Source organism: Mycobacterium sp. E2497, assembly GCF_001668695.1.
Taxonomy (GTDB): domain Bacteria; phylum Actinomycetota; class Actinomycetes; order Mycobacteriales; family Mycobacteriaceae; genus Mycobacterium.
In genome coordinates this window covers 1-15,967 of record NZ_LZKD01000043.1, presented here as the reverse complement: position 1 = coordinate 15,967, position 15,967 = coordinate 1, and the positions used below count along the sequence as shown (strand labels likewise).

The window sequence follows — 15,967 nt, the reverse complement described above, 5'->3', positions numbered from 1 at the left end:
CGTGGCGGTGCGGGTCTGGCACGAGGCGGTGCGGCTCGGCGACACCCGCGCGGCCGATCCGCTGGCCCGCCTTTGCGACGAAATCGACTGCACCGCAGGTAAACTCGCGCTCGCACATGCGCAGGCGCTGGCGGCCGGCGACAACGCGGCGCTGCTGGCGGTCTCGGACGGCCTAGCGGCCGTGGGGATGCGCGCGGCGGCGGCCGACGCCGCCGCGCAGGCGCGGCGGCCAAAAGCCCTGACCCGCTGAGAGTCACATCAGCGGCGGTCCGGTTGTGCTACGGGCGGAGTCGATCCCACCGTGGACCTTGGGCATTGCGATGGTCTGGATCAGCACCAAAAAAGCAGACGCCCCCGGCCCGCGCCGGGGGCGTCTACCTCAGCGATCACACCGAGGGGCATTGCTCTATCGGCCAGCCTCGGTGACCAGTCGGCCGTTTTCGGGCGTCGAGGACGCTCAAGGAAGGGCTGGGTTGTGATCACTTCCCGTATTGGCGGACTCTTTCGTGCCCAGCATGGGGTGCTGCTTCGCCGGGGCCGGCGCTGATGGACCCGACTGCGAAATTTGAACGCCGGGATTTGGCTGCGGTGCAGGATCGGCAGTAGCAGCAGGTGCCAATGCCAGTCCAGCCGCGACTACGAGAGTGCTGGTCACGATGGTTTTCTTGAAACTCATGCGCTCAGTGTACATTGCTGGCCCGGCCAACAACCCGACAATAAGCTTGACGGCGCGATCTGCGCCCACCGCACGCCGCCCTCGTCCCCATTTTGTCTGCCAAATGCAATTGGATCGGCACCACTTTCCCCAGCAAAACCGGTGTGAACCATCCGGCGATTCTGGAATCTTTCTATTTAAGCCCTCAGTTATCGGCTGGTTTGTTGCGTTGCCGCCACGGCAAAGGACTTTGGTCCCTATCCGCCGCACACGTGAATGTGGTCGGCTCGAATGAGAGGAGGGGTTATGAACATCAAATTCGTCGCCACCACAGGTCTTATCGCCACGACGGCGTTTGCTCAGTCAGTCCTGGCTGCACCATCGGCGATCGCCGACCAATGCACCGAACCCAACTGTTACGCGGCCATAGCTGCCACGGGCGACCTCGGGTGGGCCTGGTGGGCACGGAACTACCCAACGCAGGACGCGGCGAACGCGGTGGCGATAAATGGGTGCAATTCAAAAGGCCCCGGTTGTCACATAGTGATTACGACTGGCGGACCCGGCGCCCCCCTCTGCATCGCGCTCGCGAGTGACGGCACCACCGGAGTGGGACCGACAGCAGACGCCGCGAACCAGGACGCGATGAGGGCGGGCGGACTGAAATGGGAATCAGCCTGCAATACGTAAACGGAATCTAGTTAGCCGGCTCCGTACACCCGCGCGACAGTTTCCAACATTGACTATCGCTTAGGAGCAGGCGGGGTCGTCATGATTTTCCAAACACCGTATTGGAGGATCAGAAACGAACGCCACGCGAATTCTCGCCTAGCCGTCGCCCTCGGCGCCGCGGCCGTCGCCGCCCCATCGCCCGCGTCCGCTTTCGAAATGAGCGGTCACTACGCCCTGACGCGTACTCCTACGCCGGTCTCGGCAAGTTAGCCACAAGGCGCGTAACAGATTTGGGCTAGTCGCGCCGACGCGCAACCAGTACTTGCCGTCATGCCAGAAGTCGATCGACCAGCCCAGACGGGCGCTGAGCTGACGGTGATCCATCGCTCGGCCACGAATCACCTTTGCTGCATCGGACTAACCGGCGAGGTAGCCGCGCAGCATGGCCACCGCGGCGGTGATGTTGGCGACCGGGACGCTCTCGTCGCGCTTGTGTGCCAGGTTCGGGTCGCCCGGCCCGAAGTTGACCGCCGGGATGCCCAGCGCCGCGAACCGCGCGACGTCGGTCCACCCGTACTTCGCCCGCACCTGCCCTCCGGCGGCCTCGACCAGGGCCTTGGCCGCGGGCTGGGACAGCCCGGGCATGGCGCCCGCGGCGGCGTCGGTCTGCTCGATGCGCACGTCGAGCCCTTCGAACACCTCGTGCACGTGCTGCAGCGCGGCCGTCACCGAGCGGTCCGGGGCGAAGCGGAAGTTGACGGTGACCCCCGCCGCGTCGGGGATCACGTTGCCCGCGACGCCGCCGTCGATGCGCACCGCGGACAGGCCCTCGCGATATACGCACCCGTCGATGTCCACGCTGCGCGCGGAGTAGGCGGCCAGCCGGTCCAGGACGGCGCCCAGCTTGTGAATCGCGTTGTCGCCCAGCCACGCTCGCGCCGAGTGGGCGCGCGTGCCGGCGGCCGAGATCACGACGCGCAGCGTGCCCTGGCAGCCGGCCTCGATGTAGCCGCCGGTGGGTTCGCCCAGGATGGCCACGTCGGCGGACAGCCAGTCCGGCAGCTCGCGCTCGATGCGGCCCAAACCGTTTGCCGCGGCGTCGATTTCCTCGCAGTCGTAGAACACCAGCGTCAGGTCGTGCACGGGTTCGGCCACGGTGGCGGCCAGATGCAGGAAGACCGCGTCGCCCGATTTCATGTCCGCGGCCCCGCATCCGTACAGGTCGCCGCCCTCGCGACGGCTGGGCAGGTTGCCGGCGGCCGGGACGGTGTCCAGGTGTCCGGCCAGCAGCACCCGTGACGGCCGCTGGCGGCGGGTGCGCGCCAGGACGGCGTTGCCGTTGCGCACGATCTCGAAGCCGGACGTCTGGGCGCGCAGCGCCGCCTCCACCTCGTCGGCCAGGCGCGCCTCGTCTCGCGATTCGCTGGGGATGTCGACCAACGCCGCGGCCAGCTCGATCGGATCCCCGCGCAAGTCCAGCACGGGTCCCAGGTTATCCGCTGCCGAGCGGCAAGTAACCTGACCGCCGTGACTGGAGCTGTAGGCATCGGGCTGGCGACGCTGGCCGCCGACGGATCGATCCTCGACACGTGGTTTCCCGCACCGGAACTGACCGAATCGGGCACCGGCGGCACGTCACGCCTGGCCCCGTCGGATGCGCCCCCGGAGCTGGCCGCGCTCGTCGGCCGGGACGACGACCGCGGCACCGAGAGCGTCGCCGTGCGCACGGTCATCGGCTCGCTCGACGACGTGGCCGCCGACGCCTACGACGCCTACCTGCGGCTGCATCTGCTGTCGCATCGTTTGGTGGCGCCGCATGGGCTGAACGCCGGCGGCCTGTTCGGAGTATTGACCAATGTCGTGTGGACCAACCGCGGGCCGTGCGCGATCGACGGGTTCGAGGCGGTGCGGGCGCGGCTGCGCCGGCACGGCCCGGTGACCGTCTACGGCATCGACAAGTTCCCGCGCATGGTCGACTACGTCGTGCCCACCGGCGTGCGCATCGCCGACGCCGACCGGGTGCGGCTGGGCGCGCACCTGGCGCCGGGGACGACGGTGATGCACGAGGGCTTCGTCAACTACAACGCCGGCACGCTGGGCGCGTCGATGGTCGAGGGCCGCATCTCCGCCGGCGTGGTGGTGGGCGACGGGTCGGACATCGGCGGCGGCGCGTCCATCATGGGCACGCTGTCCGGCGGGGGCACCGAGGTCATATCGATCGGCAAGCGGTGCCTGCTCGGCGCCAACGCCGGGCTGGGCATCTCGCTCGGCGACGACTGCGTCGTCGAAGCCGGCCTGTACGTGACCGCGGGCACCAAGGTCGCCACTCCCGACGGTCAGGTGCTCAAGGCGTCCGAGCTGTCCGGCGGCAACAACCTGCTGTTCCGCCGCAATTCGGTCACCGGGGCCGTCGAGGTCGTGGCCCGCGGCGGTCAGGGCATCGCCCTCAACGAGGACCTGCACGCCAACTGAGCTACCGGGGCACCTCTTCGAAGCGGGACCCGAGCGTCGTGCCGTTGGTTTCCGGCAGCAGGTAGGTGCAGACCAGCCCGACCGACGTCAGCGCGGCCAGCATCGCGCCAATCGCCCAGCTGCCATACGTCGCCAGGAGCGTCCCGGCGAGCAGCGGCGGCAGAGCCCCGCCGACGACTCCGGCGAGGTTGAGGGCCAGCGCCGATCCGCTGTAGCGGTAACGGGTGGCGAACAGCTCCGGAATGAAGGCGGCGGTGGGTCCGGAGCCGATCGCCCCACCGACCGCCATGCCGACGACGGCAACCACATACAGCGCCGGGTTGCGGGTGTTCAGCAGCGGCATCACCACGAACGCCCAGAGCAACAGGAGGGACCAGCCCAGCAGCATCAGGCGGCGGCGTCCGACCAGGTCGGACAGCGTGGCCGAGGCCGCGACCGACGCGATGCTGACCAGCCCGGTCAGCGCGCCCACCGACCAGATGAAGCCCCGCGTGTACCCGAGGTGCGAATTGGCGTAGATGAGCAGATAGGTGTGACCCAGGTAGCCGAAACCGAATCCGCCCAGCAGGCTGCCGCCGGCCAGCACGATCTCGCGGCGCTGCAGGCGCCACACCTCCCCGAGCGGCGCCTTGGGGACCAGGTCGCGCGCCTTTTCCTCGGCGAACACCGGGGTCTCGTCGATGTTGACCCGCACGTACAGCGCGATCCCGATCAGCGCCGCGCTGAACAGGAACGGCAGCCGCCATCCCCACTGCATGAACGCGGCGCTGTTTTCCCCGATGCTGAAGTTGACGCCCAAGAAGGTCACGCTGGCGAGCACGGAGGCGGTGCCGGCGCCGAGCAGGGTGAACATGCCGTAGCGGCCCCGCTTGCCGGCGGGCGCGTATTCGGCGCTCAGCAGCGCCGACCCCGCCCATTCGCCGCCGACGGCGAACCCCTGCAGCAGCCGCAACACGATCAGGATCAAGGGGGCGGCCGCACCGATGGCGGCCGTGCTGGGCACCAGCCCGACGCTGACGGTCGAGACCGCCATGATCAGCAGCGTGGCGATCAGCGTCTTCTTGCGGCCCAGCCGGTCGCCGAAGTATCCGAACACGGCGGCACCCAGCGGCCGGGACAGGAACGCCGTCGCGAACGTCGCCATCGAAGCGACGATGCCCAGCGTCGAACCGAGTCGCGGAAAGAACACCGTCGGGAACACCAGCGCCGCCGCGGTGCCGTAGATGAGGAAGTCGTAGTACTCGATCGCCGAGCCGACCAGGCAGGCGGCCGCGACCCGCCGCATGGGCGTGCGGCCGGGTCCGGCCACAACCGTCGGCAGTTCCGTCACGACTACGACGGTAGGTGAAGGTTCGCCGTCACGCTCGACGGAAAAGCTGGCAAAACGCTGCGTGTCGCCTAAGCGCTCAGCCCTCGGTCAACAGCTGCTTCTTGAGCACCTTGCCCATCGCGTTGCGGGGCAGCGCCTCGACGAGGCGGACCTCGCGCGGCCGCTTGTGCACCGACAGCTCGTTGGCGACGAAGTCGATCAGGTCGTCGGGATTCAGGTCGGCCGCACCGACGACGAACGCGACGATGCGCTGGCCCAGGTCCGCGTCCGGCATCCCCACGACGGCCGCCTCCCGCACGCCGGGGTGCCCGAGCAACGCCGTTTCGATCTCGCCGGCGCCGATCCGGTAGCCGCCGGACTTGATCAGGTCGACCGACTCGCGGCCCACGATGCGATGCATGCCCCCGCCGTCGATGACCGCGACGTCGCCGGTGCGATACCAGCCGCCGGCGTCGAACGCCTCGGCCGTGGCCTCCGGACGGTTGAGGTAACCGTCGAACATCATCGGGCCCCGAACCTCAAGCTTGCCAACGGTTTCCCCGTCGTGCGGCACCTCCGCGCCGGTGTCGTCGAGCAGCCTGGTCTGCACGCCGGTCAGCGGGAGGCCCACCCATCCGGGACGTCGCTCGCCGTCCGCCCGGGTCGACAGGGTGATCAGCGATTCGGAGGCGCCGTACCGTTCGACCGGCTCGTGGCCGGTGAGCTCGACCAGCCGCCGGAATACCGGCACCGGCAGCGGCGCGCTGCCCGAGACCAGCAGCCGCGCCGGGCGCAGCGCCGTCGCGGCCGCCTCGTCGGCCGCCACCCGCGACCACACCGTGGGGACGCCGAAGAACAGCGTGCCGCCGGCCTCGGCCGCCTGGGCGTAGCCCGCGGGCGTCGGTTTGCCGGTGTGCACGAAGCGATTTCCCACCCGCAGCGACCCGAGCAATCCCAGCACCAGCCCGTGCACGTGAAACAGCGGCAGCCCGTGCACCAGCACGTCGTCGGCCGTCCATTGCCAGGCCTCCGCCAGGGCGTCGAGGTCGGCCGCGATCGCGCGGCGGCTCAGCACCACACCCTTGGGCAGGCCGGTGGTGCCGGAGGTGTAGATGATCATCGCGGTGGCGTCGGGCGACGGCTCGGGGTAGCGGTGCCAGGACCGGGCGTGCAAACGCACCGGGATGTGCGGCAGGCCCTCCGACTCGTCCGGCACGGGACCGAGCCAGGCCTGCGCCGCCGAATCGGTCAGCATGTGCCGGCGTTCGCCGACTCCGACGTCGGCGGGCACCGGAACGAACGGGACGCCGGCGATCAGGCACCCGGTCACCGCGAGCACCGTCGCCGCGGTGGGCGTGGCCAAGATCGCGACCCGGTCCGCGCCGCCCACCCGCTCGGCGACCGACGTGGCGGCGCCCACGAGGTCGCTGCGACTGAGCACGACGCCGTCGATGCGTACCGCGTCGGCGATGTCGGTGGCGGTGACCGCCGCGGGATTCAGGGACGCCAGCAGCACGTCAGCAGGCTACCCGGCGCCGGGAACGTCAGTCCTGCTCGTCCCAGATCTTCGTCAGCGTGGACAGGATCTCCTCGCCGCGGCCCAGCCCGCCGAGGTGGCTCTCGCCGTGCAACACGAACAACTCGGCGTCGGGCAGCAACGACACGACGTGCTCACCGTGGGCGAACGGGACGATGTGGTCGCTGTCGCCGTGCCACCACCGGACGGGGACCTTGACCTCGTCGAGCCGAAATCCCCAGTCCTGGGTGAACAGGATGATGTCGTTGAACGGGGCCGCCAGTTGCTTGCGGCTGCCGTTGAGCAGGTCGTCGAGGAACATGGCGCCGAACTCGGGCCGCGTCAGCAGGCGCCGGTCGCCCTCGGGCGATATCGCGGCGTACAGATACAACGCGGGATTCGCGACCGGACGGACCAGCCGGACCACCAGGCTCGCGCCGATCCGCAGCGGGTCGCCGCCCAGCCGCAGCAGCGGCGCCACCCGCTTGCCCAGGTTCATCAGCCCGCTGGTGATCCCCTCTTCGCCGAGGAACGGCGCGACGCCGCCGAGGACGCCGAGAGCGACCACCCGGTCGGGCAGCACCGCGGCGGACGCGAGCGCGTACGGGCCGCCGCCGGACAGGCCGATGACGGCCATCTTGTCGATGCCCAGCGTGTCCGCGATCGTCCGCAGGTCGTCGCCGAATGCCCGGATGTTCTCGTACCGGTGCGGAGTCGACGAGCCGATGCCGGGCCGGTCCAGGCCGATCAGGCGGATATTGTGCTGCTCGGCGTAGACCCGGGCCTCGATCGGGATCTGGCGGCGGGCGCCGGGGGTGCCGTGTAGCCAGAACATCGCACGCCCCTGCGGGTCACCGAATTCGGCGAAGCCGATCTGGCGGTCCGCGCCGACGGCGACGTTTCCTTCGAGCTTGGGGCGGGCGATCTCGATGGCCATGTCAGCAGCCTTGCATGTGACGGGCCGTTTACCAAAGGCTCACGGGTCAGGCGCCGAGCGGCCGCTCCCCGATGACCCGCTCGCTTCGCAGGCTCGCGACCTCGCCCGCCGACAGGCCCAGACCGTGCAGGACTTCGTCGTTGTGCTGGCCCAGCGTCGGCGGGGCGGCGCGGTGGTGGCGGACCGGCCCCGGTGTGATGCGAAACGGCCAGCCGGGATAGCGGTGCGCCCCGGTGATCGGATGCGTGAACTCCTCGTAGTAGCCGCGCGCGTCGAGCTGGCCGCCGATCAGGCCGCGGTCGTACATCCGGTCACCGGTGATCACTTGTTCGGCCGGGATGCCCTGTTTTTGAAGGGTTTTCACGACCGCTTCAGCGGCCTGAGTGCGGGTCCACGCGGAGACCAGCTCGTCGAACGCGTCGTGGTCGAGCCGGCCGTCGTCGCGCAGTGACAGCGCGACCCAGACGCCGTCGTCGGCGGTCGGGTACACGCCTTGCAGGTAGCCGCGCCGCCGGTTGCCCTCCCGCGGGCGCACGGCGCCGGTCATCGAGTACTCGATCACCGGTTCGGCGGCCAGGCAGGCGGCGACCTCGATCTGCGCGACCTCGATCAGCTGGCCCTCCCCCGTGCGGAGTCGATGCTCGAGGGCCGCCAGCAGCCCCGCCGCCGCGTGCACGCCGACGATCGGATCGGCGGGGCCCTGCGGGTTGCACGGCGGACCGTCGGGGTAGCCGGTGACCGCCGACATTCCCGAGGTCTGCTCGAAGTTCAGCGCCCAGCCGACGTAGTCGCGCCACGGTCCCTGCAGGCCGTATCCGGGCATCCGCACGGCGATCACGTCGGGGTTCAGGGACACCAGCGCGTCGTAGTCCAGGCCGAACTGCTCGACCACCCGCGGTGAGAAGTTCTCCACCACCACGTCGGCCTCCGCGGCCAGCCGCCGGGCGATGTCGAGGCCCCGCGGCGACGTCAGGTCGAGGGTGAGGTCCCGCTTGTTGAGGTTGGTGCCCTGCCAGATGGGGCTGCGTTCGTACCAGTCGTCGCCCTCGTAGGCGAAGGCGCCGGAGTAGCGGTGCCCGTCCGGCCGCTGGATCGACTCGACCTTGACGATGTCGGCGCCGAACGCGCCCAGGTAGCAGGTCAGGTAGGCCCCGGCCCAGAACGTGGTCAGGTCGAGGACGTGCAAGCCGGAGAACGGCAGCGGCCCTTCGGTTGTGGACAGCGGCCGGGCATCGGCTGCCCACGGCCCGGGGCGCGTGCCCAGCCGGGGCGGTGTGCCCGGTTGCGCCACAGGCGTTTTCGAGAGGCGAAACGCCGGGCCGGGCCGCTGGAACGACCATCCCGGCCCGCCGGATTGCTCAAAAAACCCGCGCTCGGTGTACTGCGGACATTCCAACACGGTGGCCCCGTCGTTGACCGGTGCTGCGGGGATGCGCAGCGCCTGGGCGAGTTCCACGATGTCGGCGACAGTCTGCTGGGCGAGCAGCGGCTCGGCCTTGCCGAAGAACTCGTCGCGCTCCGGGCCGCCCAGCATGATCGCGATCTGCTGCTCGCCGTACTCGGGCAGCCCGAGCATCGCGCACACGTCCAGCCAGTGCTGGCCCGTCAGGCAGTTGATGCCCACCCAGCCGTCGGCGGCGCGGACGACGCCCAGCATGGGGGCCGAGCGCAGGTTCGCCGGCAGGCCAAGGCCTTTCATGCGCTGTGCCATCAGCATCGGGTAGGGCAGCGTCGACAGCAGCGCCTCCGCCTGGGAGACGTCGACCTGCCGGACTAGGCCGGCCGGTGGCAGTCGCAGCGCGGTCAGCGCGCCCAGCGCGCCGTAACCGCCCGCGACGTACTCGCAGATGCGCGCGCCGACCTGTACGGGCGGCCGGCCCAGGTCCCGGATGCTGACCCAGCCCGACGCCGCCTGCACGGTCAGGGGCGTGGCCGGCCGATGCCGCCAGGGCCCGCATTGACCGAACCCGGAGATGCGCAGCAGCACCAGGTTCGGGTTCAGCCGGCCCAAGTCGCCCGGGCCCATCCTCCAGCGTTCCAGCGTTCCGGGCGCGAAGTCCTCGATGAGCACGTGCGCCCCCGCGACCAGCTCGCGGGCGGCCGCCAGGTCGCGCGGCCGTTCCAAATCCAGTGTGGCGCCGCGCTTCCCGGCGTTGAGGTAGTGGAACAGGCCGGAACGCTCGGGGTCGGCGACCGCGCCGGGAAATGGGCCCCACCGGCGCAGCGGATCCCCGGCGGGCGGTTCGACCTTGGTGACCTCGGCGCCGAGGTCTGCCAAAAGCTTTGCGGCGTAAGGGCCTGAGATCTCGCTGGCGAGTTCGACGACGTGGAGGCCGGCAAGGGGTCCCGTCATGCCGGGATCCCGATGGCCTTCACCTCCATGTACTGGTGCAGCCCGCTGACTCCGCCGCTCTCCCGCCCGAACCCACTCAGCTTGAACCCGCCGAACGGCGCATCGCCCGGACCGATCCCGTTGACGGCGACCTGGCCCGTGCGCATGCGCCGGGCGATCGCGAGGGCCCGGTCCACGTCGGTGCCCCAGACGGCGCCGGAGAGCCCGTAGCACGAGTTGTTGGCGATCGCGACGGCGTCGTCGTCGTCGCGGTAGCGCAACACCGCGAGCACCGGCCCGAACACTTCCTCCTGCGCGATCGTCGAATCCGGTTGCACGCCGGTGAGAATCGTCGGTTCGACGTAGTAGCCGACGTCCAGCCCGGCGGGGCGACCGCCACCGGTGGCCAGCTTCGCGCCGTCGCGGACCGCGCCGTCGACGTGCGCCTGCACCCGCTCGCGTTGCGCCGCGCTGATGAGCGGGCCCATCTGCACCGTCGGGTCGGTGGGGTCGCCGACCTTGACGTCGCGGGCCAGTGCGACGAGCCGGTCGACGACGTCGTCGTGCAACGAATCGGGCAGCAGCAGCCGGCTGTGCAGGATGCAGGCCTGCCCGGCGTGCAGCGAGCAGCAATCGAACAGCATCTGCCGCAGCATCTCGTCGGTCAGCTGCGTGTCGTCGAGGACGATGCTCGCCGACTTGCCGCCGCACTCCAGCAACAGCCGCTTCATGGCATCGCCCGCGGCCCGCATGACCTCGCAGCCCACGGCGGAGCTGCCGGTGAAGCTGATCATGTCGATGCGCGGATCAGTCGTGAGCAGCTTGGCGGCCTCGAGGCCCGACGGCGTGACGACGTTGACGACACCCGGCGGGATGTCGGTCTCCTCGTCGATGATGCGCGCGAGCGCGAGCCCGGCCAGCGGCGTCAGCGGTGAGGGCTTGAGCACGACGGTGTTGCCGGCGGCCAGCGCGTTGTTCACCTTCATGACGTTGAGGCAGTGCGGGAAGTTCCACGGCGTCAGGATCGATACGACACCGAGCGGCTCGCGGCGCAGCAACGTCGTTCCCGCGCCGATCCCGGTGACCGGCTCGTCGACCAGCTGCGTGGCGAGCTGGGCGGCGTGCATGGACATGTAGCCGGCGCCGTCGATCTGCATCATCCGCTCGTTGGTCACGCAGCCCCATTCGACCTGGGACAGCGCGAAGATCTCGTCGGCGTCCCTGAGCAGGGCCTCGCCCAGCTGGTTGAGGCAGCCGGCCCGCTCGTCGGGGCCCATGCGCCCCCAGGGCCCGGCATCGAAGGCCCGGCGCGCGGCGCCGATCGCCGCGCCGACCTGGGTGACGCTCGCGTCGGGCGCGGTGCCGATGGACTCTTCGGTGGCCGGGTTGACGTCGTCGTAGCGACCGTCCTCCGGCTCAACCCATCTGCCGTCGATGTAGAGCTGATAGGTGTCGACAAGAGCTCCCGGAGTGTGCAGCTCGGTCATGTGCTTCCTCACCCGAACGTCGGTCATCTAACCACTTGGTGTACACCCATGCCCCCGCACCGTCAATCACCAATCACGCGAATTGCGCGGTATTTTGCCGTTTCACAGCGGTATTGACACGGGTGGGCGGCACGGGGTAAACACAAGGCCGCAAGACACATCGCGTCAATGTGTCGGATCGCCTGATCAGGGAGGCCGCCGTGCGGACCACTTTTCCCGCTGCTCTGTTGCACTCCCCCGACTTCTACGCCGGCGATCCGTACCCGGCGTACCGCGAGCTGCGAGCGACGGCGCCGGTCTGCTGGAACGACGTCACCAACTTCTGGGCCCTGCTCAAGTACGAGGACATCCGCTTCGTGTCGACCAACCCGGCCACGTTTACCTCGACCCGTGGCATCACCATCCCGGATCCGCAGATGGGCAACGCGGTGCAGGAGGGCAACCTCATCTTCACCGACCCGCCGCGGCACCGACAGTTGCGCAAGCTGATCAACTCCGGGTTCACCCGGCGGCGGGTGGCCGTGCTGGAGCCCAAGATCCGCGAGATCGTGCGGGGCATCCTCGATGGCGTCCAACCGGATTCCGTCCACGAGTTCGCCGATGAAATCGCCGCCCCGCTGCCCACCCGGATGATCGCCGAGCTGATCGGCGCCCCGCCCGATGACTGGGAGCAGTTCCGGGCGTGGTCGGACGCGGCCACCGGGACGGCCGACCCGGAGATCGAGTTGGACCCGTTGGTCGCCATGGGTCAGTTGTACGAGTACTTCCAGAAGTTGATCGCCGCCCGGCGCGTGGACGCGCGCGACGACCTGCTGTCGGTGCTGGCCGGCGCGGAGATCGACGGTGTCCGGCTGACCGACGAGGACCTGCTCAATTTCGCCTACCTGCTGCTGGTGGCCGGCAACGAGACCACCCGCAACCTGATCGCGCTGGGCACGCTGGCGCTGATCGCCCACCCCGACCAATGCCGCCTGCTGGTCGACGATCCGGCGCTGATCCCCGGCGCCGTCGAGGAGATGCTGCGGTGGACCAGCCCGGTCGTGCACATGGCGCGCACCGCGACCGCCGACGTCGAGATCCGCGGCCAGCGGATCGCCGAGGGCGACGTGGTGGTGATGCTCTACGGGTCCGCCAACCGGGACGAGGACATCTTCGGCGCCGACTCCGAGGAGTTCAAGGTGACCCGGCATCCGAATCCGCACATCGCGTTCGGGTGTGGCGAACATTCCTGTGTCGGTGCGCAATTGGCCAGGCTGGAGGCGTGCGTGATGTTCGACGAGCTGCTGCGCCGCTTCCGGAAGCTCGAGCTGGTGGGCCCGGTGGACCGGATGCGCGCCACCATGGTGCCCGGGGTCAAGCGCATGCCGGTGCGGCTGGGGGCCTGAGCCGATGGATCTGGAGTACTCCCCCGAGCAGCAGCGGCTGCGCGCCGAGATCCGCGCCGCGCTGGAACGCGTCATGACGCCCGAACGCAGCCTTGCCCTCAGCGCACGCATGGAGGGCGGCCCCGAAGTGCGGGAATGTATCCGCGCCCTGGCCGCGGCCGACCTGCTCGGCGTCGGGTGGCCCAAAGAGTATGGCGGACGCGGGTTCTCGGCGATCGAGCAGTTCATCTTCTCCGAGGAGGCACAGCGGGTGAACGCCCCGATCCCGCTGGTGACGCTGAACACGGTGGGGCCGACGCTCATGCAGTGCGGCACCGAGGAACAGAAGCAGCAATTCCTGCCCGCGATCCTGGACGGCAGTGTCGAATTCGCGATCGGCTACTCCGAGCCGGGAGCCGGAAGCGACCTGGCATCGCTGCGCACCACCGCGGTCCGAGACAGCGACGAGTACGTCATCAACGGGCAGAAGATGTTCACCAGCGGCGCGGCGTATGCCGACTACATCTGGCTGGCCGCCCGCACCGATCCCAATGCCAAGAAACACAAGGGCATTTCCATCCTGATCGTGCCCACCTCGTCGCCCGGGTTCTCCTGGCAGCCGCTGCACACCATGCCGGGCATCTCCACCTTCTACACGTTCTACGACGACGTGCGGGTCCCGGCCAGCGCGCTGGTGGGTGGCGAGAACCAGGGCTGGCAGCTGATCACCACCCAGTTGAACTTCGAGCGGGCGGCCCTGGGCAACCTCGGGGCGCTCGAGCCGCTGTTCGAGAAGACCCTGGAGTGGGCCGCCGCCACCGAGCTCGATGGTGGGCGCGTCATCGACCAGCCGTGGGTGCAACTCGCCCTGGCGCGGGTTGAGGCCCAGGTCGCCGCCTACAAACTGGTCAACCTGAGGGTCAACGCCGCGATGACCAAAGGCGTGCTCAGCATGGGGGAAGCCTCCGCGGCCAAGGTGTTCGGCACCGAGCTGACCCAGCAGGTCGCCCGCCAGCTGCTGGAGGTGCTCGACCACAACGGGGTACGCCGGGGCACCGATGCACCGCTACGCGGCGCGCTGGAAACCGCCTACCGATGGGCCGTCATCAATACCTTCGGCGGCGGCGCCAACGAGATTCAGCGTGACATCATCGCCATGGCGGGATTGGGCATGCCACGCGCTCCCCGAGACCTTCGCGCCACCGCACAATAGGAGGACATCCGTAAGTGACCGACTCAGAAACCGTCAGCGCCAAGGTGAAAGCCCTCGTCGGCCGGCCGACGGGCGGCACCGGAAAGCCCTCACTGGCCCCGGACCCGGTCAACCAGCCCATGATCCGGCACTGGGCGTACGCGATGGCCGACATGAACCCCGTCTACCTCGACCCCGAGTTCGCCGAGAAATCGCGGTTCGGCGGCATCGTGTCGCCGCCGGTGATGCTGCAGACTTGGACCATGCCCTCGCCGATCCTGGAGGGCATCGGCGAGCGCGGTGGCGCGCCGGTCGTCATCGAAAGCAACCCAACGGCGTTCCTCGACGAGGCCGGCTACACCAGCACGGTGGCGACCAACTCCGAATTCGAGATCGAACGCTACCCGCGCCTCGGCGACGTCATCAGCGCGACGACCGTGTACGAATCGGTCTCCGAAGAGAAGAAGACGGCGCTGGGCACCGGCTTCTTCCTGACCTGGCTGACCACCTACACCGACCAGAACGGCGAAGTTCTGGGGCGGCAACGATTCCGCGTGCTGCGATTCTCACCGGAGCGCTGATGACCACCCGACTGGCGCCCGCCATCACCAAGGACACCGAGTTCTTCTGGACCGGGTTGCGGGACAACAAGCTTCTGATCCAGCGCTGCGGCGGATGCGGACGGCTGCGCCACCCACCCCGCCCGATGTGCCCGCACTGCCGTTCCCTGGACTGGGACACCGTCGAGTCGTCGGGCCGCGGCACCGTCTACAGCTATGTGATGCCGCACGAACCGAAGTTTCCGTTCTTCGAGTATCCCTACGTCGTCGCGCTGGTGGAACTCGAGGAGGGCGTAAGGCTGGTGTCCAACCTGACCGGCATCGACCCGGCGGACGTGAGAACGGGGATGCCGGTCGAGGTGTACTACCAGGGTTTCGATAACGACCTGGTGCTGCACCAGTTTCGGCCGGCGGACTAGGCGGGGGCCATGGACTTCACGTTCACCGAAGAGCAGGAGGCCATCTCCAAGCTCGCTCGCGACCTCTTCGAACGCCGGGCGGCACCCGGGCGCCTGGCCGAGTTGGAAGCCGGTGACGTCCGCTTCGACGACGGCCTGTGGAGGGAGCTGGCGGCCGCCGACCTGCTGGGCACCGCGCTGCCGGAGTCGGTCGGCGGTAACGGCGGTGGCTTCGTCGAGCTCGGCGTGCTGCTGGCCGAGGTGGGCTGGGCGGTGGCTCCGGTGCCCGCGTACGCGACGCTGGTGCTGGGCGCCGACCCGATCGCTCGGCACGGCAATTCCGAACAGCGGCAACGCTTCCTGCCGGGCGTCGTCGCCGGGCACCGCATCCTGACCGCGGGGCTGGCCGAGCCGGGCCGCTCCGACGCGGCGGCACCCGCCACCACCGCGCGGCGCGATGGCGGCGACTGGCGGCTCGACGGCGCCAAGGAGCTGGTTCCGGCCGCCCAGATCGCCGACACGGTGCTGATCCCGGCGTCGATGGAGGACGGGCAGGTCGGGCTGTTCCTGGTGGCGGCCGACGGCCGCGGCGTCGAGATCCGGCCGGTGGAGACCACCAACCACGAACCGCACGCCGACGTATACCTCGACGGCGCAACGGTGTCCGACGCCGACCGGCTGGCCGGGGCGGGCCTGATCGAGTCGTTGCATTCCCGCGCGCTGGTCGCCCTCTGCGCGGTCCAGCTGGGCGTCGCGGAGCGGGCCCTGCGGATCGCGGCCGAATACACCACGGGCCGGGAGCAATTCGGCCGGCCCATCGGCAGCTTCCAGGCCGTGCAGCAGCGGATGGCCGACGCGTTCATCGATGTCGAGGCGATCCGGTGGACCACGTGGCACGCGGCGTGGCTGATCGCGCACGGCCGGACCTTGAAAGAGACCCGCCGCGCCGCCCGCATCGCCAAGTTCTGGGCCGCGGAGGCCGGCGCGCGCGTCGTCGCCACCGCCCAGCACGTCCACGGCGGCATCGGGATCGACATCACCTATCCCCTGCACCGCTACTTCCTGTGGGCCAA

14 protein-coding genes and 1 pseudogene are annotated in these 15,967 nt (G+C 69.5%); 8 read left to right on the top strand and 7 right to left on the bottom strand.

Features of this window, described 5'->3' with window-relative positions; translation table 11 throughout:
* Positions 1 to 250: pseudogene (locus A5713_RS04025) on the top strand (AAA family ATPase); the annotation flags it as partial.
* Between the two features lie 207 nt (positions 251 to 457).
* Here A5713_RS04025 and A5713_RS28125 read toward each other — a convergent pair.
* On the bottom strand, positions 458 to 676 hold the full coding sequence (locus A5713_RS28125) for a hypothetical protein (RefSeq protein ID WP_142393498.1): 219 nt from the start codon (positions 674 to 676) through the stop codon (positions 458 to 460).
* A gap of 255 nt (positions 677 to 931) precedes the next feature.
* Between A5713_RS28125 and A5713_RS29605 the strand changes: the two genes are divergently transcribed.
* Positions 932 to 1,345 (top strand): DUF4189 domain-containing protein, encoded by a 414-nt coding sequence (locus tag A5713_RS29605; protein WP_082972773.1) that lies wholly within the window; start codon positions 932 to 934, stop codon positions 1,343 to 1,345.
* Between the two features lie 399 nt (positions 1,346 to 1,744).
* On the opposite strand, the gene dapE is transcribed toward A5713_RS29605, so the two are convergent.
* On the bottom strand, positions 1,745 to 2,809 hold the full coding sequence (dapE, locus tag A5713_RS04020) for a succinyl-diaminopimelate desuccinylase (protein WP_068092771.1): 1,065 nt from the start codon (positions 2,807 to 2,809) through the stop codon (positions 1,745 to 1,747).
* Positions 2,810 to 2,845: 36 nt separating this feature from the next.
* Here dapE and dapD point away from each other — a divergent pair, with 36 nt between their 5' ends.
* Complete coding sequence (gene dapD / locus A5713_RS04015) at positions 2,846 to 3,799, top strand: 2,3,4,5-tetrahydropyridine-2,6-dicarboxylate N-succinyltransferase (RefSeq protein ID WP_102420148.1); 954 nt, start codon at positions 2,846 to 2,848, stop codon at positions 3,797 to 3,799.
* Position 3,800: 1 nt separating this feature from the next.
* Here the strand turns inward: dapD and A5713_RS04010 are convergent, their stop codons facing one another.
* The 5 genes from A5713_RS04010 to A5713_RS03990 form a co-directional block, all read right to left on the bottom strand.
* Positions 3,801 to 5,084 carry an MFS transporter gene (locus A5713_RS04010; protein WP_068092783.1) on the bottom strand — a complete coding sequence of 428 codons (1,284 nt, stop codon included), beginning with the start codon at positions 5,082 to 5,084 and terminating at the stop codon, positions 3,801 to 3,803.
* A 121-nt stretch (positions 5,085 to 5,205) separates the two neighbouring features.
* Entirely contained in the window at positions 5,206 to 6,624 is a 1,419-nt protein-coding gene (locus A5713_RS04005) for an acyl-CoA synthetase (RefSeq protein ID WP_068092768.1), read from the bottom strand.
* 28 nt (positions 6,625 to 6,652) lie between these two features.
* Positions 6,653 to 7,561: an alpha/beta fold hydrolase gene (locus tag A5713_RS04000; protein WP_068092763.1), complete on the bottom strand. Its 909-nt coding sequence runs from the start codon at positions 7,559 to 7,561 to the stop codon at positions 6,653 to 6,655.
* 46 nt (positions 7,562 to 7,607) lie between these two features.
* Entirely contained in the window at positions 7,608 to 9,914 is a 2,307-nt protein-coding gene (locus A5713_RS03995; protein WP_068092759.1) for a CaiB/BaiF CoA-transferase family protein, read from the bottom strand.
* Positions 9,911 to 11,380 carry an aldehyde dehydrogenase family protein gene (locus A5713_RS03990; RefSeq protein ID WP_068092779.1) on the bottom strand — a complete coding sequence of 490 codons (1,470 nt, stop codon included), beginning with the start codon at positions 11,378 to 11,380 and terminating at the stop codon, positions 9,911 to 9,913. Before A5713_RS03990 ends, A5713_RS03995 begins: the two co-directional genes overlap by 4 nt.
* A gap of 200 nt (positions 11,381 to 11,580) precedes the next feature.
* Here A5713_RS03990 and A5713_RS03985 point away from each other — a divergent pair, with 200 nt between their 5' ends.
* The 5 genes from A5713_RS03985 to A5713_RS03965 all read left to right on the top strand — a co-directional run.
* On the top strand, positions 11,581 to 12,765 hold the full coding sequence (locus A5713_RS03985) for a cytochrome P450 (protein ID WP_068092773.1): 1,185 nt from the start codon (positions 11,581 to 11,583) through the stop codon (positions 12,763 to 12,765).
* Positions 12,766 to 12,769: 4 nt separating this feature from the next.
* Entirely contained in the window at positions 12,770 to 13,957 is a 1,188-nt protein-coding gene (locus A5713_RS03980; RefSeq protein ID WP_068092753.1) for an acyl-CoA dehydrogenase family protein, read from the top strand.
* Positions 13,958 to 13,971: 14 nt separating this feature from the next.
* On the top strand, positions 13,972 to 14,517 hold the full coding sequence (locus tag A5713_RS03975; protein WP_067918557.1) for a MaoC family dehydratase N-terminal domain-containing protein: 546 nt from the start codon (positions 13,972 to 13,974) through the stop codon (positions 14,515 to 14,517).
* Positions 14,517 to 14,915, top strand: coding sequence for a Zn-ribbon domain-containing OB-fold protein (locus tag A5713_RS03970; RefSeq protein WP_068092751.1), 399 nt, complete (start codon positions 14,517 to 14,519; stop codon positions 14,913 to 14,915). The genes A5713_RS03975 and A5713_RS03970 overlap by 1 nt, the downstream gene beginning before the upstream one ends.
* Positions 14,916 to 14,924: 9 nt before the next feature.
* A partial coding sequence (locus tag A5713_RS03965; protein WP_068092748.1) for an acyl-CoA dehydrogenase family protein occupies positions 14,925 to 15,967 on the top strand: 1,043 nt, incomplete at its 3' end.